A 17,585-nucleotide genomic window follows, 5' to 3' on the forward strand; every position below is an offset into this window, starting at 1 on the left:
ACGAGAGTCTGCATGCAATTCGCTTTATGTTGGTTTGCTGTTCTTAATTGGACGGTGGATTAATTAAGTTATTTGTTAGTGTAATAGATTTGAGTGAGCATGTTCTTTAACTGAAGAGTTTGATCATGGCTCAGATTGAACGCTGGCGGCAGGCTTAACACATGCAAGTCGAGCGGTAACAGGGGAGCTTGCTCCTGCTGACGAGCGGCGGACGGGTGAGTAACGCGTAGGAATCTGCCTAGTAGAGGGGGACAACATGTGGAAACGCATGCTAATACCGCATACGCCCTGAGGGGGAAAGGAGGGGATCACTTGTGACCTTCCGCTATTAGATGAGCCTGCGTGAGATTAGCTAGTTGGTAGGGTAAAGGCCTACCAAGGCGACGATCTCTAACTGGTCTGAGAGGATGACCAGTCACACTGGGACTGAGACACGGCCCAGACTCCTACGGGAGGCAGCAGTGGGGAATATTGGACAATGGGCGCAAGCCTGATCCAGCCATGCCGCGTGTGTGAAGAAGGCCTTAGGGTTGTAAAGCACTTTCAGGGGTGAGGAAGGGTACGTTGCTAATACCAGCGTACTTTGACGTTAGCCCCAGAAGAAGCACCGGCTAACTCTGTGCCAGCAGCCGCGGTAATACAGAGGGTGCAAGCGTTAATCGGAATTACTGGGCGTAAAGCGCGCGTAGGTGGTTTGTTAAGTCTGATGTGAAATCCCAGGGCTCAACCTTGGAATGGCATCGGATACTGGCAGGCTAGAGTACGGTAGAGGGGTGTGGAATTTCCTGTGTAGCGGTGAAATGCGTAGATATAGGAAGGAACATCAGTGGCGAAGGCGACACCCTGGACTGATACTGACACTGAGGTGCGAAAGCGTGGGGAGCAAACAGGATTAGATACCCTGGTAGTCCACGCCGTAAACGATGTCTACTAGCCGTTGGGTTGTAATGACTTAGTGGCGCAGCTAACGCAATAAGTAGACCGCCTGGGGAGTACGGCCGCAAGGTTAAAACTCAAATGAATTGACGGGGGCCCGCACAAGCGGTGGAGCATGTGGTTTAATTCGAAGCAACGCGAAGAACCTTACCTACTCTTGACATCCACAGAACTTGGAAGAGATTCCTTGGTGCCTTCGGGAACTGTGAGACAGGTGCTGCATGGCTGTCGTCAGCTCGTGTTGTGAAATGTTGGGTTAAGTCCCGTAACGAGCGCAACCCTTATCCTTATTTGCCAGCACTTCGGGTGGGAACTTTAAGGAGACTGCCGGTGACAAACCGGAGGAAGGTGGGGACGACGTCAAGTCATCATGGCCCTTACGAGTAGGGCTACACACGTGCTACAATGGCGTATACAAAGGGCTGCAAGCTAGCGATAGTGAGCGAATCCCATAAAGTACGTCGTAGTCCGGATTGGAGTCTGCAACTCGACTCCATGAAGTCGGAATCGCTAGTAATCGTGGATCAGAATGCCACGGTGAATACGTTCCCGGGCCTTGTACACACCGCCCGTCACACCATGGGAGTTGATTGCTCCAGAAGTAGCTAGCTTAACCCTTCGGGGATGGCGGTTACCACGGAGTGGTCAATGACTGGGGTGAAGTCGTAACAAGGTAGCCCTAGGGGAACCTGGGGCTGGATCACCTCCTTAAACGATAGAAGCTCTGGTGAGCGTTCACACAAATTATCTGATACCTATCTTAAAAGCATTAGAACAAAGTTCTAAGCAAGACACTAAGCATCAAGCGCCTTGGCGATTGGTGATTTTTAGTCTCTGACTTAGTGCTTTGCACTAAACTTGCTCTTTAACAATTCGAATTTTGAAATAACGATAAATCAAGCGTTAAACCGGTGGAAGCTCACTTTAACCTAGTGACTTCTATTATCGTAAATCCTAAGAGGTACAAAAGCTCTTAGGTATGTGATCTGAATGTGAAACTCTTCGGAGTGGAAACTATTTTGGGTTATATGGTCAAGTGACCAAGCGTGCACGGTGGATGCCTTGGCAGTCAGAGGCGATGAAGGACGTGGTAATCTGCGAAAAGGTTCGGGGAGTCGATAAACAGGCTTTGATCCGAACATGTCCGAATGGGGAAACCCACCCGCTTGCGGGTATCGTATGGTGAATACATAGCCATACGAGGCGAACGAGGGGAACTGAAACATCTAAGTACCCTTAGGAAAAGAAATCAACCGAGATTCCCTAAGTAGCGGCGAGCGAAAGGGGATTAGCCCTTAAGTGGTTTAGGTGTTAGTAGAAGGCTCTGGAAAGGGCCGCCGTAGAGGGTGATAGCCCCGTATACGAAAACACCTTTATCATGAAAACGAGTAGGACGGGACACGTGATATCCTGTCTGAATATGGGGGGACCATCCTCCAAGGCTAAATACTCCTGACTGACCGATAGTGAACCAGTACCGTGAGGGAAAGGCGAAAAGAACCCCTGTGAGGGGAGTGAAATAGATCCTGAAACCGTGTACGTACAAGCAGTGGGAGCGGACTTGTTCCGTGACTGCGTACCTTTTGTATAATGGGTCAACGACTTATTTTCAGTAGCAAGGTTAAGCGAGTAGTGGAGCCGTAGGGAAACCGAGTCTTAATAGGGCGTTTAGTTGCTGGGAATAGACCCGAAACCGGGCGATCTATCCATGAGCAGGTTGAAGGTTGGGTAACACTAACTGGAGGACCGAACCCACGTACGTTGAAAAGTCCGGGGATGACTTGTGGATAGGAGTGAAAGGCTAATCAAGCTCGGAGATAGCTGGTTCTCCTCGAAAGCTATTTAGGTAGCGCCTCGTATCTCACCATTGGGGGTAGAGCACTGTTTGGGCTAGGGGGTCATCCCGACTTACCAACCCCATGCAAACTCCGAATACCAATGAGTGCAATTACGGGAGACACACGGCGGGTGCTAACGTCCGTCGTGGAAAGGGAAACAACCCAGACCGTCAGCTAAGGTCCCAAAGTTACAGTTAAGTGGGAAACGATGTGGGAAGGCTTAGACAGCTAGGAGGTTGGCTTAGAAGCAGCCATCCTTTAAAGAAAGCGTAATAGCTCACTAGTCGAGTCGGCCTGCGCGGAAGATATAACGGGGCTCAAACTGTACACCGAAGCTACGGATGCTTAGTTTACTAGGCATGGTAGAGGAGCGTTCTGTAAGCCGTTGAAGGTCAAGCTGTAAGGCAGGCTGGAGGTATCAGAAGTGCGAATGTTGACATGAGTAACGATAAGGGGAGTGAAAAACTCCCCCGCCGGAAGACCAAGGTTTCCTGTCCCATGTTAATCAGGGCAGGGTGAGTCGGCCCCTAAGGCGAGGCAGAAATGCGTAGTCGATGGGAAACAGGTTAATATTCCTGTACTCGTACATATTGCGATGGAGAGACGGAGAAGGCTAGGCCAGCACAGCGATGGTTGTCTGTGTTTAAGGCGGTAGGTTAGGTGCTTAGGCAAATCCGGGCACCTCCCTTTATTGGGGAGACCGAGAACTGACGACGAGCCCTCTTTTGGGTGAAGTGGTTGATGCCATGCTTCCAGGAAAAACTTCTAAGCTTCAGATATGTTCGAACCGTACCCCAAACCGACACAGGTGGTCAGGTAGAGAATACCAAGGCGCTTGAGAGAACTCGGGTGAAGGAACTAGGCAAAATGGTACCGTAACTTCGGGAGAAGGTACGCCGGCCGGTGTGAAGGACTTGCTCCGTAAGCACTAGTCGGTCGAAGATACCAGGTGGCTGCGACTGTTTATTAAAAACACAGCACTCTGCAAACACGAAAGTGGACGTATAGGGTGTGACGCCTGCCCGGTGCTTGAAGGTTAATTGATGGGGTTAGCGTAAGCGAAGCTCTTGATCGAAGCCCAAGTAAACGGCGGCCGTAACTATAACGGTCCTAAGGTAGCGAAATTCCTTGTCGGGTAAGTTCCGACCTGCACGAATGGCGTAACGATGGCCACACTGTCTCCACCCGAGACTCAGTGAAATTGAAATCGCAGTGAAGATGCTGTGTATCCGCGGCTAGACGGAAAGACCCCGTGAACCTTTACTATAGCTTCACAGTGAACTTTGAACCTATTTGTGTAGGATAGGTGGGAGGCTTTGAAGATAGGACGCCAGTTCTATTGGAGCCAATCTTGAAATACCACCCTGGTATGTTTGAGGTTCTAACTCAGGTCCATTATCTGGATCGAGGACACTGTGTGGTGGGTAGTTTGACTGGGGCGGTCTCCTCCCAAAGAGTAACGGAGGAGCACGAAGGTGTGCTCAGCATGGTCGGAAATCATGCATAGAGTGTAAAGGCAAAAGCACGCTTAACTGCGAGACAGACACGTCGAGCAGGTACGAAAGTAGGTCTTAGTGATCCGGTGGTTCTGTATGGAAGGGCCATCGCTCAACGGATAAAAGGTACTCCGGGGATAACAGGCTGATACCGCCCAAGAGTTCACATCGACGGCGGTGTTTGGCACCTCGATGTCGGCTCATCACATCCTGGGGCTGAAGCCGGTCCCAAGGGTATGGCTGTTCGCCATTTAAAGTGGTACGCGAGCTGGGTTTAGAACGTCGTGAGACAGTTCGGTCCCTATCTGCCGTGGACGTTTGAGATTTGAGAGGAGCTGCTCCTAGTACGAGAGGACCGGAGTGGACGAACCTCTGGTGTTCCGGTTGTCACGCCAGTGGCATTGCCGGGTAGCTACGTTCGGACGGGATAACCGCTGAAAGCATCTAAGCGGGAAGCCTCCCTCAAGATAAGATCTCACTGGGACATAAGTCCCCTAAAGAGCCGTTCGAGACTAGGACGTTGATAGGTTGGGTGTGTAAGTGCTGTGAGGCATTGAGCTAACCAATACTAATTGCTCGTGAGGCTTGACCATATAACACCAAAGTGGTTTTGGATGGATATGAAGAGAGAATGAAAAAGACTCTAATAGATCATCAGAAAGAGACACATATTACGATAAAGCATCAGCAATGATGAGCATCGGTTTAATACTTGATTGACGTTATTTCAAAACGAATTGTTAAAGATCCAAGCATGTCTTCGCGTGTTTTGGTAAGGCCAACGAAAGAAAGCCACCAGAACGAACGCAACCGAATTGCTTGACGATCATAGAGACGTTGAACCACCTGATCCCATCCCGAACTCAGAAGTGAAAAGCGTCATCGCCGATGGTAGTGTGGGAGATCCCATGTGAGAGTAGGTCGTCGTCAAGCTTATAATACTAAGAGCCTCACATAGCCAACGCTGTGTGGGGCTTTTTATTGCAAATACGCATGTGAGAGCAGTAAGTCGTCAAGCTTATAATTAAGAAAGCCCTGATAGCTAACGCTGTCAGGTTTTTTTCGTCTGCAGGAAATCGAATATGTCGTGCGGGGTTTTTCGTTTAGACCTCGTTGAATAAATGGGGTGTGGTTCTCCATTTACTTGCGCCTGTCTCGTGCCTCGACGCGTCTGCGTAAATGACAACCAAGAAGCTACTCCTTTAGATCTACTGCCTTACCTTCTATTGTTTAGGCCTTCCTCGTGTCCTGTGCCTCGACCCGTCAGAGTTAATGAAAAACAACACCCCATCGCCAATGTGTCAGCGTCAATAATAGCGAAGACGTTTTTCTTTTTTTGGCTGTTGGGAATCAAAAAAATGTAGGCTGGTATTTATGCCAATACTTGATTTGAATTGTTGGGCAGAAGCCCAGTCTATGACGCCTAGAATAATGCTGTTTTATGAAAAATTGAATTTCAATGAGCGAAATTTGAGTAAATAAATATCTAAAAGAGTTTTAAAAAATTGAAAGGCAGAAGTAATGGTAAGCTAATATGAGAGAGGCTTTCCGCTGCACCCTTGCAGCTCTTGCTTTATCCTTAAAAAGCGACAGAGCCCCCATCATGGAGGTTAAGGCCTCTGTCTGAATAATGCTTTATCGAGATTATTTATCTTGTACAAGGCTGCATTATTTAGAATCTAATGTTTTTTAAGCCTATATTGATCATTATCTATTAGTCCTATTGATATACATTTAAATGCTTTTGCAGTGTTGTTCTAAATGAATAAACTTTCAATACTTCATCAAATAGAATGACGCCGAATACTAGGTAGAGTGGTGCTTTTATGTAAATCAGTAATGCGCATAAAGGCAATGAAATTATCCATTGAGTAACAATATTGATGCGTACAATGAAATAGCTACCACCCATAGCTCGTACCATATTTCCACAAAACATATTATTTGTGCGAAACAGAGGTAATAGAATATATATAGGTGCGATCATAGCTAAGGCGGATAAGGTTTCAGTGGAAAGATTCGGGTATAAAAATGGTATTGTTATGCTGAGTATAAAAAATGCTAGCATTATTAATAAAGAGATAATGCGTGTTACAAATAATGATTGATTTACAAAAGATGGAATGTTCGCAAAGTCGTGTTTTCCTAGATATTGACTAACTAAAATTGTACTAGCTTGTGCCCATGTATTGGCGAACATAGAGCCTATTTTTATCCAAGGTAGTACTAAGGTTATGGCGGCGTAAGACGAGACAGGTAGTTGAGCAAATAACATTTGAAAAGTAAGAAGACCTGTTAATAGAACGATGAAATTAGCAACAATTGGAACGACTTCTTGAATATGTGAGATAATAGATGTTTTGCTTATGATCTTAAGCCCTGCTATATGCCCTTTTCTTTTTTCACAATAGAAGCGGTATGTGAGGTAGATAAAACGAATACTTATTGCACCAACACTCCCCCAGGCGGCACCTGCAAGACCTAGTTCAGGAGCTCCCCATAAACCATGAATCAGTATTGCACTGCATATTGTGTTAAAAGGGATCTCTATCATAAAACCGTAAAGTGGAATACGTGTTTTTCTGCTTGAGTTGAAATAAGACACCATGACACTGGAAGCGGAAGAAAAAATTAAAAGGAGTAAGGATATATTTATATAGCTTATTGCCTCTGCTGCGACTAGCGGTTGATCAGTTATGCTGGTTACAATGAATCTTGATGAGAAATAAAGAGTAATTAATGCAATAGAAGAAAAGCTGAAATTTGCGATCCAACCTGAGGTTACTTCTAATCCGATTTTGTATTTATCTCCTGCTCCAGTAGCTCTTGAAAGAACCAATTGGGTTCCATTTGCAATTGCTGCTTGAATGCCGAGAATAAATGCGACAATAGCCCCAGCAATACCAAAGGCAGCAATAGGTAGCTCTCCTAAAGAGGCTATTAGCAGAAGATCTATGATGGTTACAGATTGCATGAGTATAGCGTTGCAAGTCATTGGCCATGCTAGCGAAGCATTTTGTAATAATGTATCTTTTGAAAATTGCATGAATCGCCGTATTGTTTTTCTATTGAATGACTTGTGCTGTGGGAATATTTAGCCTACTGGGATGAGAGCTTATCTATAATATCATGTAACTGTAGTAAAACTAGGTTTCGAATTAAATATTGAAAATTAATAGAAATTGTATTGAGGTTAATAGATTTTAATTAATTTCTTATATTACAAAGAGATAGATGTTTTTTTATATTAATTTCTTTGTATTTCATTAGGTCAATACAAAAAATCTTTAAAACTATATTGACCCAGTCGTTGAAAGCGGACTACAATCAGTTTCGTTTAAAAGAGTTGGCAATATTTATGTCCAGAGTTGCGAATATTACGTCATGTATGTTCGGTCCTGTTAAGTCATAAGTAATACCGAGTTTTTTTAGCACTATAACGTATGGTGATTAACATCTGCGTATAAATTAACTTAACCTACAGGATAAACAGACATGTCTGACGTAGTAACTGGTACAGTAAAATTTTTCAACGAAACTAAAGGTTTCGGTTTCATCACTCAGGATTCAGGTCCTGATGTTTTTGTTCACTTCTCTGCAATCAACACTTCTGGTTTTAAAACTTTGGCTGAAGGCCAAAAAGTTGAATTCCAAGTAGCTCAAGGCAAAAAAGGCCCTGAAGCTCAAAACGTTACACCTTTATAAGGTAACGTTGCTGAGGATTACCTCAGCAGTGCGAATGCTAAAAAGCGACTTTTAAGTCGCTTTTTTTGTTTTTGTAGGGCGTGATTGAAATATAGAAATGCTTTCTTATACTTTTAAGTATTAGGAAATAATGAAGGTGATAACAATGGCTGCGAAATCATTACAAGAACAATTACTTGGTGTTGGGCTTGTTGATAAGAAAAAAGTTAAAAAACTTAAAGCTGAAAAGTTACAGCATAAACAGCAAGTAAAAAAAGGTAAGGCGACAGCTACTGCTGAAGATGAACTAGATAAGCGGGAGGAGCTTAAACGTCAAAGAGTTAAAAAAATAGAAAAAGATCGAGCGTTGAATCTTGAGCGTCAAAAGATTGCTGAACAAAAAGCGGTTCAAGGCCAGATTCGTCAGATGATTGAACAAAATCGAATTCGTAAAGACGATGGTGATATCGCTTATCATTTTACAGATAGTAAAAAAGTTAAGCAGTTATATATTAGTCAGGCTATGCATAATGATTTGAGCCGAGGTCACTTGGCGATTGCGAAGCTTGATCAGCAGTATGAAATTATACCAGAACCTGTTGCGGTAAAAATTAATGAGCGTGATTCATCTTATATATTAGTTTGTAATAACCGTGTAGAAAGTGTTGATGATGATCCTTACGCAGACTTTCAAATTCCAGATGATTTGATGTGGTAATCGCATTTCTTGATTTTTGAGGGTTATTCAAACCCTCTATTTCCTCATTTTTGTATGTAGTTCTACCTATTCCAGCGTTTTTCATTGTGTTTTTTTTGCTTCCTGCTGATTTCTTGACGTAATTCTTTCGAATTAGCCGTTTCTGATCTAATTTAATTTAATATTTTTCTACATATTTCATATGCATGAAAATAGATAACTATATGAAAAAAAGGTTTTATTTTATTTTTTCTGGATTTTTTTGTGTTTAGAAATCCTTTTTATATCTTATATTTCACAAAAAAAGCACAGATAACGAATAAATCATGCAACCATCACGCATGTGGTTGTCTATTTCTGCAAAAAGTTTAGATTGTTTGCTTGTTGCTTGCTTACATCAAGCGCTTATAAGAAAAAGTGCAAACATTAAAAAAGGGAAACGAGAATGAAAAAATCAATTATTGCTATAGCAGTATCAAGTGCTGCTCTTGCGTCTGTATCTGCTTATGCAGCAGAAGGCTCTACAGTTGATATTTACGGTAACATTCAGTACGCAATTACAGATACTGAAGGTACTGGTGATTTTGCAGATAATGGTTCGACTTTTGGTTTTAAAGGCGAAACTAAAATAGATGAAGATTTAACCGCTTTTTTCAAGTATGAGCTAGAAGCAGATGCTGATGAAAAAGGAAATGTTACTCTAGGTCTTGACCAAGCGTTTGTTGGCTTACAGGGTAACTTTGGTAAAGTTCAAGCAGGTTCTTTTGATAGTGTTTATAACAATGCTATTCAAGATGCTGTTGATCAATTTGAAAACCTTGGCGTTGCTAGTGCTGATCTTACTGATGAAGGTGACACTATTGCTTACTTCTCGCCTTCTTTTAATGGTCTTGAATTACAAGCTTCTTCACAAGTTAATGCTGCAAATGGTGATGGTAACGCGATAACACTTGTTGCTCAATACAGCGTTGATGCGCTTACTATTGCTGCAGGTTATGACTCTCTTGATGATGGTGATGACGAAACAATTGGTTTCGCAGTTAGTTATCAGGTATCACCAGCCTTATCTGTATCAGCTAAAACTGAGTCAACTACAGATGTACAAGATATTGTAGGTTTAGCAACTCGCTATGGCTATGGTGCTGGCGATCTTTACGCTTCAGCACAAGTTGTTTCTCCTGATTCTGATGATGACTATAACGAATATGCTGCAGGTGTTACTTATAACCTAGCTTCTAATGTTTATGTTTACGGTGAAGTTGGTCAGCTTGGCGAAGATGAAGATGCAACAACTGCCGTTGGTGTTTATTACGGTTTCTAAGATCCTTATATAGCGATTTTATTTACTCTAAGGTTCCTCCTAAGGAACCTTATGTTAAGTGTGATCATTCAAGGTTCCATAATTTTATCTTGTAGATTGATTGTTGGAACATTTTGGCACTAAGTGGAAACACTTAGTGCCTTTTTTTATTCTTGGTGATAAGTAAGTGTATTGTAAAGAATGGCTTGATTGTTATTTAAGCAAACCGTTAAACTAATTCTTCACTATTTGCTTGGCACCTGATTATGCTTAACATGGATTTTGCTCAAACAGTCTTTATACATACCAATGAGACTGATTGGATTGCCAGTCCCATGTCTGGTGTTCACAGAAAACCATTAGCAAGAGAAGAGTCTGAGCGTGGTCATGCAACGAGTTTAGTCCGTTATGAAGCTGGGTCAGTATTTCGTTCTCACCCCCACCCTTTAGGCGAAGAAATTCTTGTGTTGCAAGGTGTTTTTTCTGATGAAAAAGGTGATTACAAAGCTGGTAGTTACTTTAGAAATCCTCCTGGAAGTAGTCATGCTCCTCATAGTGCAGAAGGTTGTCTTTTGCTTGTGAAATTACATCAATTTCAAGAGTCTGATCTTAATCAGGTGTATGTTGACACACCTAATATATGGTTTTCTGATAATGACGAGGTTTTAGCACTGTATTGCTATGGAGAGGAACGGGTTTGGCTTGTTCGTATGAATGGCACTAATAATATTTTAAATCAGTTAGAGCTGTCGTGTTCTGTTGAGTTATTTGTCATTTCAGGTCAAGCAAAATACGGTGATAGGGTGATGGTTTCAGGTGATTGGTTTAGGGAGCCAAATTTTTCATTGGATCTTTGGTCTGTGGAGTTAACCTGTTTTATTTGGATAAAATCAGGTCATTTTTAGCTTATATTTACCACTTAGGTATAAGTTTTGAGTAGAGGTTTGTGTGAAGTATATTGTACCCGAACAAAAACGTGTTTTTTTACCTATAGCCGATAGTGATCAAGTTCTACCTGTTGGTCGTGTTTATTGTGTTGGGCGTAATTATGCCGAGCACTCCAAAGAAATGGGGGATGACCCAGAAAGAGACCCGCCTTTCTTTTTTGCTAAAGATGCCTCAAATGTCGTTCCGGTCGATTTTTTAGAACAAGCTAATATTTCCTACCCCATGTCGACAACTCAGTTTGAATACGAAGTTGAGTTGGTGGTCGCTATAGGAAAGGGAGGAGCCAATTTAACTATGAAACAAGCGCAAGATGCGGTTCTTGGTTATGCTGTTGGTTTGGATATGACAAGACGGGATCTTCAGGCTCAAGCAAAAAAGAAAGGTCGTCCATGGGAAGTTGGAAAATCATTTGATCAATCTGCGCCGATTAGTCCTATTGTTTTAAAAAGCGACCAGCTTTCTAATTGTGTTTCTAGAGGTGAAATAGGCCTAAAAGTAAATGGTCAGCTTGAACAAATTAGCCACGTTTCAAATCTTACTTGGTCCATCGAAGAAGTTATCTGTAAGCTTTCTGAGGTGTTTGAGCTATGTGCAGGGGATTTGATAATGACAGGAACGCCTGAAAACGTAGGTTCAGTTGTTGTTGGTGATGAAATGCTTGCTTGGGTTGAGCATCTAGGTGAAATTAAAGTTTGTGTTACTGATTAAATTCGAAAAATTGCTTTGATAGTTGGGCAGCTTCTGGGCGTTGGTGTGCTGCTAATATATGGATAGCCACTTCTGCAGTGCATAGGCCTGTATTCTTTTGATTTCGACGTTTGCTATAAACTGACTTAACTCCTTTTATTTCATAATGCGGGAACTTTTTTAGATAGGGGGATCTGTTGTATATTTTTTTAGCTTGTTGCCAAGTTCCATCAATAATAATGATATTATCAGGGACTTCCTGAGGGGTGATTGATAATGTATTTTGCTCTTCTTCACATGGATAGATAAGAAGAGTGTTGACTGGGGATAAATCTAGGATCGTTTGTTCGGGAGATATTCTGGACCATTCAATGATTTTGCAATCATTTCCAAGTACGTTTTTTACTAACTTTCCTGTTCCAGACGACTTTTTCAATTCTTCAGTGTGAGTGAGTAGCCAAATCTTCATATAACGCTCTTTTTATCCCTTTAAATAAAACATTATATCCAGCTTTATCAGAGTAGGAAAAGATTGTTGTAAGAAAGCACAGTACTGTTTTAATTCATCCAAATAATAACTTTGTTAAAACAGTACTGATTTTTCTTGTTTTATTCTTTACCGATGGAGCCTATTTTATGGATAGATAAATCTGCACCATTAAACTCATCTTCTTCATTAAGACGTAAGCCACTAATGGCTTTTACGGCACCGTAAACGATAAAACCACTTAGTACTGCGAAAAGTGCTCCGCCTAGACTACCTATTAATTGAGATGCGACGCTAACGCCTCCTAGGCCGCCCATGACTTCAGATCCGAAGAATCCAGTAGCGATTCCTCCCCATAAGCCGCATACTCCATGTAAAGGCCATACGCCCAGTACATCGTCCGTATGTTTGAATTTTTTCTGAATGTATGTGAATAGGAGTGTAAAAATAGCACCAGCGAATACGCCTGTTATTAGCGCGCCAATAGGATGCATAATGTCTGATCCAGAACACACAGCAACTAATCCTGCTAGTGGACCGTTATGGATAAAGCCAGGATCATTTTTACCAAAAATCATGGCGGCAATAATGCCTCCAACCATTGCCATAAGGGAATTAACAGCAACTAAACCACTGATACCGTCAAGTGTTTGAGCAGACATTACGTTAAAACCAAACCAACCTATGCATAGAATCCAGGCGCCTAGGGCGAGAAAAGGAATGTTTGATGGTGCGAACGCAACAAGCTTTCCATGCCTAAAGCGTCCGTTTCGAGTGCCAAGTAATATTATCGCAGCGAGGGCGACCCAGCCTCCAAAAGCATGCACGACAATAGACCCTGCAAAGTCGTGGAAGGGCGCACCAAATTGATTTTCTAGCCAGTCTTGAATACCATAATTACCATTCCATGCGATACCTTCCATAAATGGATAAGCAATACCAACAATGGCGGCAGCTGATATTAGCATAGGGTAAAATTTCGCTCGCTCTGCAACACCACCAGAAATAATTGCTGGTATGGCTGCTGCAAATGTCATTAGGAAGAAAAACTTAACTAATTTATATCCATGCTCCTGTGACAGGATTACGGCACTGTCAAAAAAATTTATTCCATAAGCAATTTGATACCCAACGAAAAAGTACACAAGTGCTGAAACTGCAAAATCAGTCATGATTTTAACTAATGCATTAACTTGGTTCTTATGACGGACAGTACCAACTTCTAAAAAAGCAAAACCTGCGTGCATGGCAAAAACCATGATGGCACCGAGTAATATGAAAAGAGTGTTTGAGCTTGAGATTAAAGTTTCTACTGCATTGCTTGTGGGAATCACGTTCCTCTCCTGTTTGTTGCACCAAAATGGGATGTTTGTATTTCTAATTGCCCCTTTTGTGCTCTTTTTGTTTGTTTTTATATGTTTTTACTTTGGATTCTTTACGGATAAGCAAAAAATGTTCCACTAACGCTTATGTTTGGTGCTTTTTTATTGCTTAGTGCACTAATGTGGTGTTTTTTGGTTTTTATTCTTAAGTGTTCTTATAGGCGTTAAATAAAGAGTTATTAAAAATAGTAGACATTGAAAATGAAATATAAAGAACTTCTATTTTGGTTTCTTTTATATTCAGTTAACCTTTGCTTTCTCATTATTATTAAAAGGAAATTAATATGTCTGCACATTTAGTATTTGGTATTGTTAAATGGTTTAATGATGAAAAAGGATTTGGTTTTATTGAGCAAGAAGATGGTCCGGATGTTTTTGTTCACTTTCGAGCAATAAATGGCAGTGGCCGTCTTACTTTACTGGAAGGCCAGAAAGTGTCTTTTGAAGTGACTCAAGGGCAGAAGGGGCCACTGGCTGAAAATGTAACCATTGCTTAATTGAGTTTATCTAGATAAACCATACACTTTAGCGTTTCTCTTTCCATGTGGGCCGTTTGAGTTGTATGGTTTTTTATTTTACAGATGTTTAATTTAATATTTTTTGATAAATAATTTTGGAGTCTTCTTGTTACCTATACTGTATTCATTTAGACGCTGCCCATATGCAATCAGAGCGAGATATACCATTGCTATTTTAGATGCCTCTGTTGAATTGAGAGAGGTTTCCTTAAAATCTAAGCCACAAGCTCTATTGTCTTTGGGGGGCGCTCTAGCGTTCCTCAGTTGATTGATGCTGAAGGTGTTAGATATCCAGAAAGCTTAGATATTATGTTATGGGCTTTATCACAGTTTTATGAATCTCCAGTGTCTCGTGCTCTCTGGCCGGAATCGATAGTGCAGAGAAATAACATGATGGTCTGGGTTAGGTATAACGATCGATTTTTTAAATATTGGCTAGATCGCTATAAATATGCAGATCGATTTCCTGAATTTAGTGAAGCGCATTATCGTAATAAAGGGGAGATTTTCTTGAAACGTTTAGATAAGCGTTTGGGGAAACGAGTTTTTTTATTTGGTGATGAATGTTGTCTTGCTGATATTGCTATTTTTCCATTCGTGCGTCAATTTGCTGCAGTCCGTTCTGATTGGTTTCAATTGTCTGAATATAACCATGTAAAAAACTGGTTAAATTATTTTCTAAATTCAGATGTCTTTAAAAAAATAGTTATGAAGAAAATATCACCGTGGGAAGCAGGGCAAGAAACTATCTTCTTCCCTGCTATTTAGATTTTCTATTAATCAATTAACCCAAATGTAATCCAATAAAGAAAGCTTGGATCTGCATCACTTGGAAGTTCAAGTTGAATGAAATTTCCTTCTTTATCTATGTGTAAGGAATCCGGGAAGCTTTGCTTCAAAACCATTAAGCTTGCTTGTGCCAAACTTGTTTGCTGTAGGTCGTTATAGGATTGAACATTAATGGCGAGAGCATCTTCTACTGCAGCCGTGCTTGGGTAATTCTTAATCACTTCTTGGCTTCGGCGTAATGCTGAAAGAGGCGCTTTTCTTTTTAAATAATAGCTAGCTACCGTTAACTCATGTCGTGCGACCATTTCACGCAAATAATACATTCTTGCTTTTGCATCAGGTGCGTAGGTGTTATTCGGGAAACGAGAAGTGAAGTCGGCAAGTTCATTAAATGCTTTAGATAGTTCTTTTGCATCTCTTTCACTTGGATCTTGGTCTAAGTAACGTGATAACAAGCTTTCTGCACCCTTATAGGTAGATAGAGCTCGCATATAATAAGCATAACCAAGTGAGTCATGCTCTGGATGATTTTTTATAAATCTTTCTGCTGTAGCGTGGGCTGCGATATGTTCGCCAGCCTCTATTTGTGCGTAGATTAAATCCAATTCGGCGCGTGTGCTGAATTCGCCAAATGGGTATCGAGAGTCTAAATCCTTTAAATGTTTTATGGCTGTGCTAGGAAGGTCGTCTTCCAGTGCTTGCTGAGCTTTGTCGTAATAAACTCGCTCAGGAAGGTCTGGTTCTTGTACCGGTTTACTTGAACAAGCCACAATGAATAAAGAAAAACTTACTATTCCAGAGAATCGGAGCAACGAGTGATGAAATCCCATGTATAATCAAAACCTTGATATGGTAGTAGATTAGCCTCAATCGGCATTTTGTAGCGTTTTATTGCGAATATATGATGAAGAGCAGGCGCTACACGTTTTTTCACTTTCAAGTTCAATGATAAAATCAATGAACTGAAAATAATAGATTAAAGTACATTGTATGGCAGAGCGCATAGTAAAAGAAGCCCAAGTTCCTTTCGATTTAGGTGGCAACCGGTTTGATCAAATTTCAACGGAATTATTTAGCGATTATTCTCGTTCTCGAATCCAAAGTTGGATTAAAGAAGGTGTTCTAAAAGTTGACGGCAAAGTTACGAAGCCGAAGGAAAAACTGTTCGGAGGAGAAACGGTCACTCTTGATATTGTTATCGAAGCTCAAGAGGATCATGAAGCGCAAGAAATGGCACTTGATATTGTCTATGAAGATGATGATATTCTTATTGTTAATAAGCCTGCTGGCTTAGTTGTTCATCCAGCGGTTGGTAACCGTGATGGCACTTTAATGAATGCCATTCTACATCATGCGCCTGAAACTGCTCATATACCTCGTGCGGGTATTGTCCATCGTCTTGATAAAGAAACGACTGGGTTGATGGTGGTTGCAAAAACCTTGGTTGCCCAAACTGATTTAGTGTCCCAGTTACAAGAGCGCAGCATGGGACGTGAATATGAAGCAATTTCTATTGGGATCATGACTGGCGGTGGCATGGTTGATGAGCCAATTGGTCGTCATCCACATAATCGTCAGAAACAAGCTGTTGAGCCTGTACGTGGAAAAAATGCGGTTACACATTATCGTTTAGTTGAACGCTTTAAAAACCATACTCATATTCGTCTAAAATTAGAAACGGGACGAACGCATCAAATCCGTGTGCATATGGCCTTTATTCAATACCCATTGGTTGGAGACCCTCAGTATGGCGGTCGCCTCAAGATGCCGAAAGCTTGTTCTCAAGAGCTGCAGGAAGAACTGCGTAAATTTCGTCGACAAGCATTGCATGCCAAAAGACTAGAGCTTGCTCATCCAGTTACTGGTGAATGGATGGAGTGGGAAGTAGATCTGCCTGATGATATGAAAAAACTCTTGGCTGCCCTCAAAAGGGATATGGTGGAGTCTGGAAGTGATGACTCTGAGTACTTTTAGTTTATAAGGCAGCTTCGGCTGCCTTTTTATTTTATGTTTATTGCGCAGAGGTTTTAATGTCTTCTAATGCATTTTCTTTTATAACTCCTACTTGGCCTGCTCCGTCATCCGTTCGAGCCTACGTTTCAACTCGGATTGGAGGCAAAAGTGATCAGCCTTTTGATAGCTTGAATTTAGGGCTTCATGTTAAGGATGACCCTGATGTCGTTAACCAGAATCGTAATTTATTTTCTTCTTATGTTGATATGCCAAATACGACAGTTTGGTTGAACCAGGTGCATGGAACAGATGTTGTAAATTTGCCTTGTGATAGCTTGCCCGATAGTGCTGATGCGGCTTTTTCAGAAGTTAAAGAGCAAGTTTGTGCTGTATTGACGGCAGATTGTTTGCCGGTCTTTTTTTGTAATAAATCAGGTTCTCAGGTTGCGGTAGCTCATGCCGGTTGGAGAGGATTATGCGCTGGAGTATTAGAAGCAACATTAGAGTGTTTTGATGAAAAAGAAGCAGTTATGGTTTGGTTTGGGCCTGCGATTGGTCCTACTGCTTTTGAAGTTGGTGAAGAAGTAAAAGAAGCATTTACGGATGTGCTTCCTGAAGCAGAAGCGGCTTTTCAAGCTGCGCAAGATGAAGGTAAGTGGTTAGGTGATCTTTATCTATTGGCTCGACAGAGGTTGGTTGCAGCCGGTGTGACAGCCATTTATGGTGGCGATTATTGTACGTACAGTGATGAAGCGACTTTTTTCTCTTATCGGCGTGAGGCAAAAACAGGGCGGATGGCTTCAGTTATATGGATTGGCGAGTAAAATAAATATGATTTCTTGACGGGTGTCAAATAAATGACACTCGAGA

Annotated in this window: 14 protein-coding genes and 3 rRNA genes; 13 read left to right on the forward strand and 4 right to left on the reverse strand. The window is 41.7% G+C overall.

Annotated elements, in window-relative coordinates:
- Positions 1 to 107: 107 nt before the first annotated feature.
- The 3 genes from AC0L3Y_RS07470 to rrf all read left to right on the forward strand — a co-directional run bounded on the left by AC0L3Y_RS07470 (position 108) and on the right by rrf (position 5,203).
- Positions 108 to 1,647: ribosomal RNA gene (locus AC0L3Y_RS07470) — 16S ribosomal RNA — on the forward strand.
- A gap of 319 nt (positions 1,648 to 1,966) precedes the next feature.
- Positions 1,967 to 4,863, forward strand: a 23S ribosomal RNA gene (locus tag AC0L3Y_RS07475).
- A gap of 225 nt (positions 4,864 to 5,088) precedes the next feature.
- Positions 5,089 to 5,203: ribosomal RNA gene (gene rrf / locus AC0L3Y_RS07480) — 5S ribosomal RNA — on the forward strand.
- Together the 16S, 23S and 5S rRNA genes form the textbook arrangement of a ribosomal RNA operon.
- A 787-nt stretch (positions 5,204 to 5,990) precedes the next feature.
- Here the strand turns inward: rrf and AC0L3Y_RS07485 are convergent.
- A complete protein-coding gene (locus tag AC0L3Y_RS07485) occupies positions 5,991 to 7,316 on the reverse strand; it encodes an MATE family efflux transporter (RefSeq protein ID WP_473470211.1) in 1,326 nt (441 codons plus the stop codon).
- A 449-nt stretch (positions 7,317 to 7,765) separates the two neighbouring features.
- Between AC0L3Y_RS07485 and AC0L3Y_RS07490 the strand changes: the two genes are divergently transcribed.
- The 5 genes from AC0L3Y_RS07490 (at position 7,766) to AC0L3Y_RS07510 (ending at position 11,607) form a co-directional block, all read left to right on the forward strand.
- On the forward strand, positions 7,766 to 7,975 hold the full coding sequence (locus AC0L3Y_RS07490; protein ID WP_024024079.1) for a cold-shock protein: 210 nt from the start codon (positions 7,766 to 7,768) through the stop codon (positions 7,973 to 7,975).
- Between the two features lie 145 nt (positions 7,976 to 8,120).
- Positions 8,121 to 8,672, forward strand: coding sequence for a DUF2058 domain-containing protein (locus AC0L3Y_RS07495; protein ID WP_473470213.1), 552 nt, complete (start codon positions 8,121 to 8,123; stop codon positions 8,670 to 8,672).
- A gap of 424 nt (positions 8,673 to 9,096) precedes the next feature.
- Positions 9,097 to 9,972, forward strand: a complete 876-nt coding sequence (locus AC0L3Y_RS07500) for a porin (protein ID WP_473470215.1) — start codon at positions 9,097 to 9,099, stop codon at positions 9,970 to 9,972.
- A gap of 245 nt (positions 9,973 to 10,217) precedes the next feature.
- Positions 10,218 to 10,856 carry a cupin domain-containing protein gene (locus AC0L3Y_RS07505; RefSeq protein WP_473470217.1) on the forward strand — a complete coding sequence of 213 codons (639 nt, stop codon included), beginning with the start codon at positions 10,218 to 10,220 and terminating at the stop codon, positions 10,854 to 10,856.
- A gap of 43 nt (positions 10,857 to 10,899) precedes the next feature.
- Positions 10,900 to 11,607 (forward strand): fumarylacetoacetate hydrolase family protein, encoded by a 708-nt coding sequence (locus AC0L3Y_RS07510; protein WP_473470219.1) that lies wholly within the window; start codon positions 10,900 to 10,902, stop codon positions 11,605 to 11,607.
- On the opposite strand, the gene AC0L3Y_RS07515 is transcribed toward AC0L3Y_RS07510, so the two are convergent.
- Both AC0L3Y_RS07515 and AC0L3Y_RS07520 read right to left on the reverse strand, forming a co-directional pair.
- On the reverse strand, positions 11,597 to 12,055 hold the full coding sequence (locus tag AC0L3Y_RS07515) for a tRNA-uridine aminocarboxypropyltransferase (protein ID WP_473470221.1): 459 nt from the start codon (positions 12,053 to 12,055) through the stop codon (positions 11,597 to 11,599). The genes AC0L3Y_RS07510 and AC0L3Y_RS07515 overlap by 11 nt on opposite strands.
- Positions 12,056 to 12,195: 140 nt before the next feature.
- On the reverse strand, positions 12,196 to 13,407 hold the full coding sequence (locus AC0L3Y_RS07520) for an ammonium transporter (protein ID WP_473470223.1): 1,212 nt from the start codon (positions 13,405 to 13,407) through the stop codon (positions 12,196 to 12,198).
- A 332-nt stretch (positions 13,408 to 13,739) separates the two neighbouring features.
- Here AC0L3Y_RS07520 and AC0L3Y_RS07525 point away from each other — a divergent pair, with 332 nt between their 5' ends.
- The 3 genes from AC0L3Y_RS07525 to AC0L3Y_RS07535 all read left to right on the forward strand — a co-directional run bounded on the left by AC0L3Y_RS07525 (position 13,740) and on the right by AC0L3Y_RS07535 (position 14,741).
- Positions 13,740 to 13,952 (forward strand): cold-shock protein, encoded by a 213-nt coding sequence (locus AC0L3Y_RS07525; RefSeq protein ID WP_473470225.1) that lies wholly within the window; start codon positions 13,740 to 13,742, stop codon positions 13,950 to 13,952.
- Positions 13,953 to 14,079: 127 nt separating this feature from the next.
- Positions 14,080 to 14,241 (forward strand): glutathione S-transferase N-terminal domain-containing protein, encoded by a 162-nt coding sequence (locus AC0L3Y_RS07530; protein ID WP_473470227.1) that lies wholly within the window; start codon positions 14,080 to 14,082, stop codon positions 14,239 to 14,241.
- Entirely contained in the window at positions 14,238 to 14,741 is a 504-nt protein-coding gene (locus AC0L3Y_RS07535) for a glutathione S-transferase C-terminal domain-containing protein (RefSeq protein WP_473470229.1), read from the forward strand. Before AC0L3Y_RS07530 ends, AC0L3Y_RS07535 begins: the two co-directional genes overlap by 4 nt.
- A gap of 8 nt (positions 14,742 to 14,749) precedes the next feature.
- Here the strand turns inward: AC0L3Y_RS07535 and AC0L3Y_RS07540 are convergent, their stop codons facing one another.
- The gene (locus tag AC0L3Y_RS07540) at positions 14,750 to 15,592 is read right to left on the reverse strand and encodes an outer membrane protein assembly factor BamD (protein WP_473470231.1); all 843 of its coding nucleotides are present in this window, start codon (positions 15,590 to 15,592) and stop codon (positions 14,750 to 14,752) included.
- 160 nt (positions 15,593 to 15,752) lie between these two features.
- On the opposite strand from AC0L3Y_RS07540, the gene rluD reads away from it, so the two are divergent.
- Both rluD and pgeF read left to right on the forward strand, forming a co-directional pair.
- The gene (gene rluD / locus AC0L3Y_RS07545) at positions 15,753 to 16,736 is read left to right on the forward strand and encodes a 23S rRNA pseudouridine(1911/1915/1917) synthase RluD (protein WP_473470233.1); all 984 of its coding nucleotides are present in this window, start codon (positions 15,753 to 15,755) and stop codon (positions 16,734 to 16,736) included.
- A 56-nt stretch (positions 16,737 to 16,792) separates the two neighbouring features.
- On the forward strand, positions 16,793 to 17,539 hold the full coding sequence (gene pgeF / locus AC0L3Y_RS07550; RefSeq protein WP_473470235.1) for a peptidoglycan editing factor PgeF: 747 nt from the start codon (positions 16,793 to 16,795) through the stop codon (positions 17,537 to 17,539).
- Positions 17,540 to 17,585: the final 46 nt, after the last annotated feature.

Source organism: Marinomonas sp. GJ51-14, assembly GCF_055808695.1.

Coding starts and splice junctions, on each gene's coding strand:
- AC0L3Y_RS07485 (WP_473470211.1), bottom strand. CDS start 7,316: ATGCAATTTTCAAAAGATACATTATTACAAAATGCTTCGCTAGCATGG.
- AC0L3Y_RS07495 (WP_473470213.1), top strand. CDS start 8,121: ATGGCTGCGAAATCATTACAAGAACAATTACTTGGTGTTGGGCTTGTT.
- AC0L3Y_RS07525 (WP_473470225.1), top strand. CDS start 13,740: ATGTCTGCACATTTAGTATTTGGTATTGTTAAATGGTTTAATGATGAA.
- AC0L3Y_RS07490 (WP_024024079.1), top strand. CDS start 7,766: ATGTCTGACGTAGTAACTGGTACAGTAAAATTTTTCAACGAAACTAAA.
- AC0L3Y_RS07515 (WP_473470221.1), bottom strand. CDS start 12,055: ATGAAGATTTGGCTACTCACTCACACTGAAGAATTGAAAAAGTCGTCT.
- rluD (WP_473470233.1), top strand. CDS start 15,753: ATGGCAGAGCGCATAGTAAAAGAAGCCCAAGTTCCTTTCGATTTAGGT.
- pgeF (WP_473470235.1), top strand. CDS start 16,793: ATGTCTTCTAATGCATTTTCTTTTATAACTCCTACTTGGCCTGCTCCG.
- AC0L3Y_RS07500 (WP_473470215.1), top strand. CDS start 9,097: ATGAAAAAATCAATTATTGCTATAGCAGTATCAAGTGCTGCTCTTGCG.
- AC0L3Y_RS07505 (WP_473470217.1), top strand. CDS start 10,218: ATGCTTAACATGGATTTTGCTCAAACAGTCTTTATACATACCAATGAG.
- AC0L3Y_RS07540 (WP_473470231.1), bottom strand. CDS start 15,592: ATGGGATTTCATCACTCGTTGCTCCGATTCTCTGGAATAGTAAGTTTT.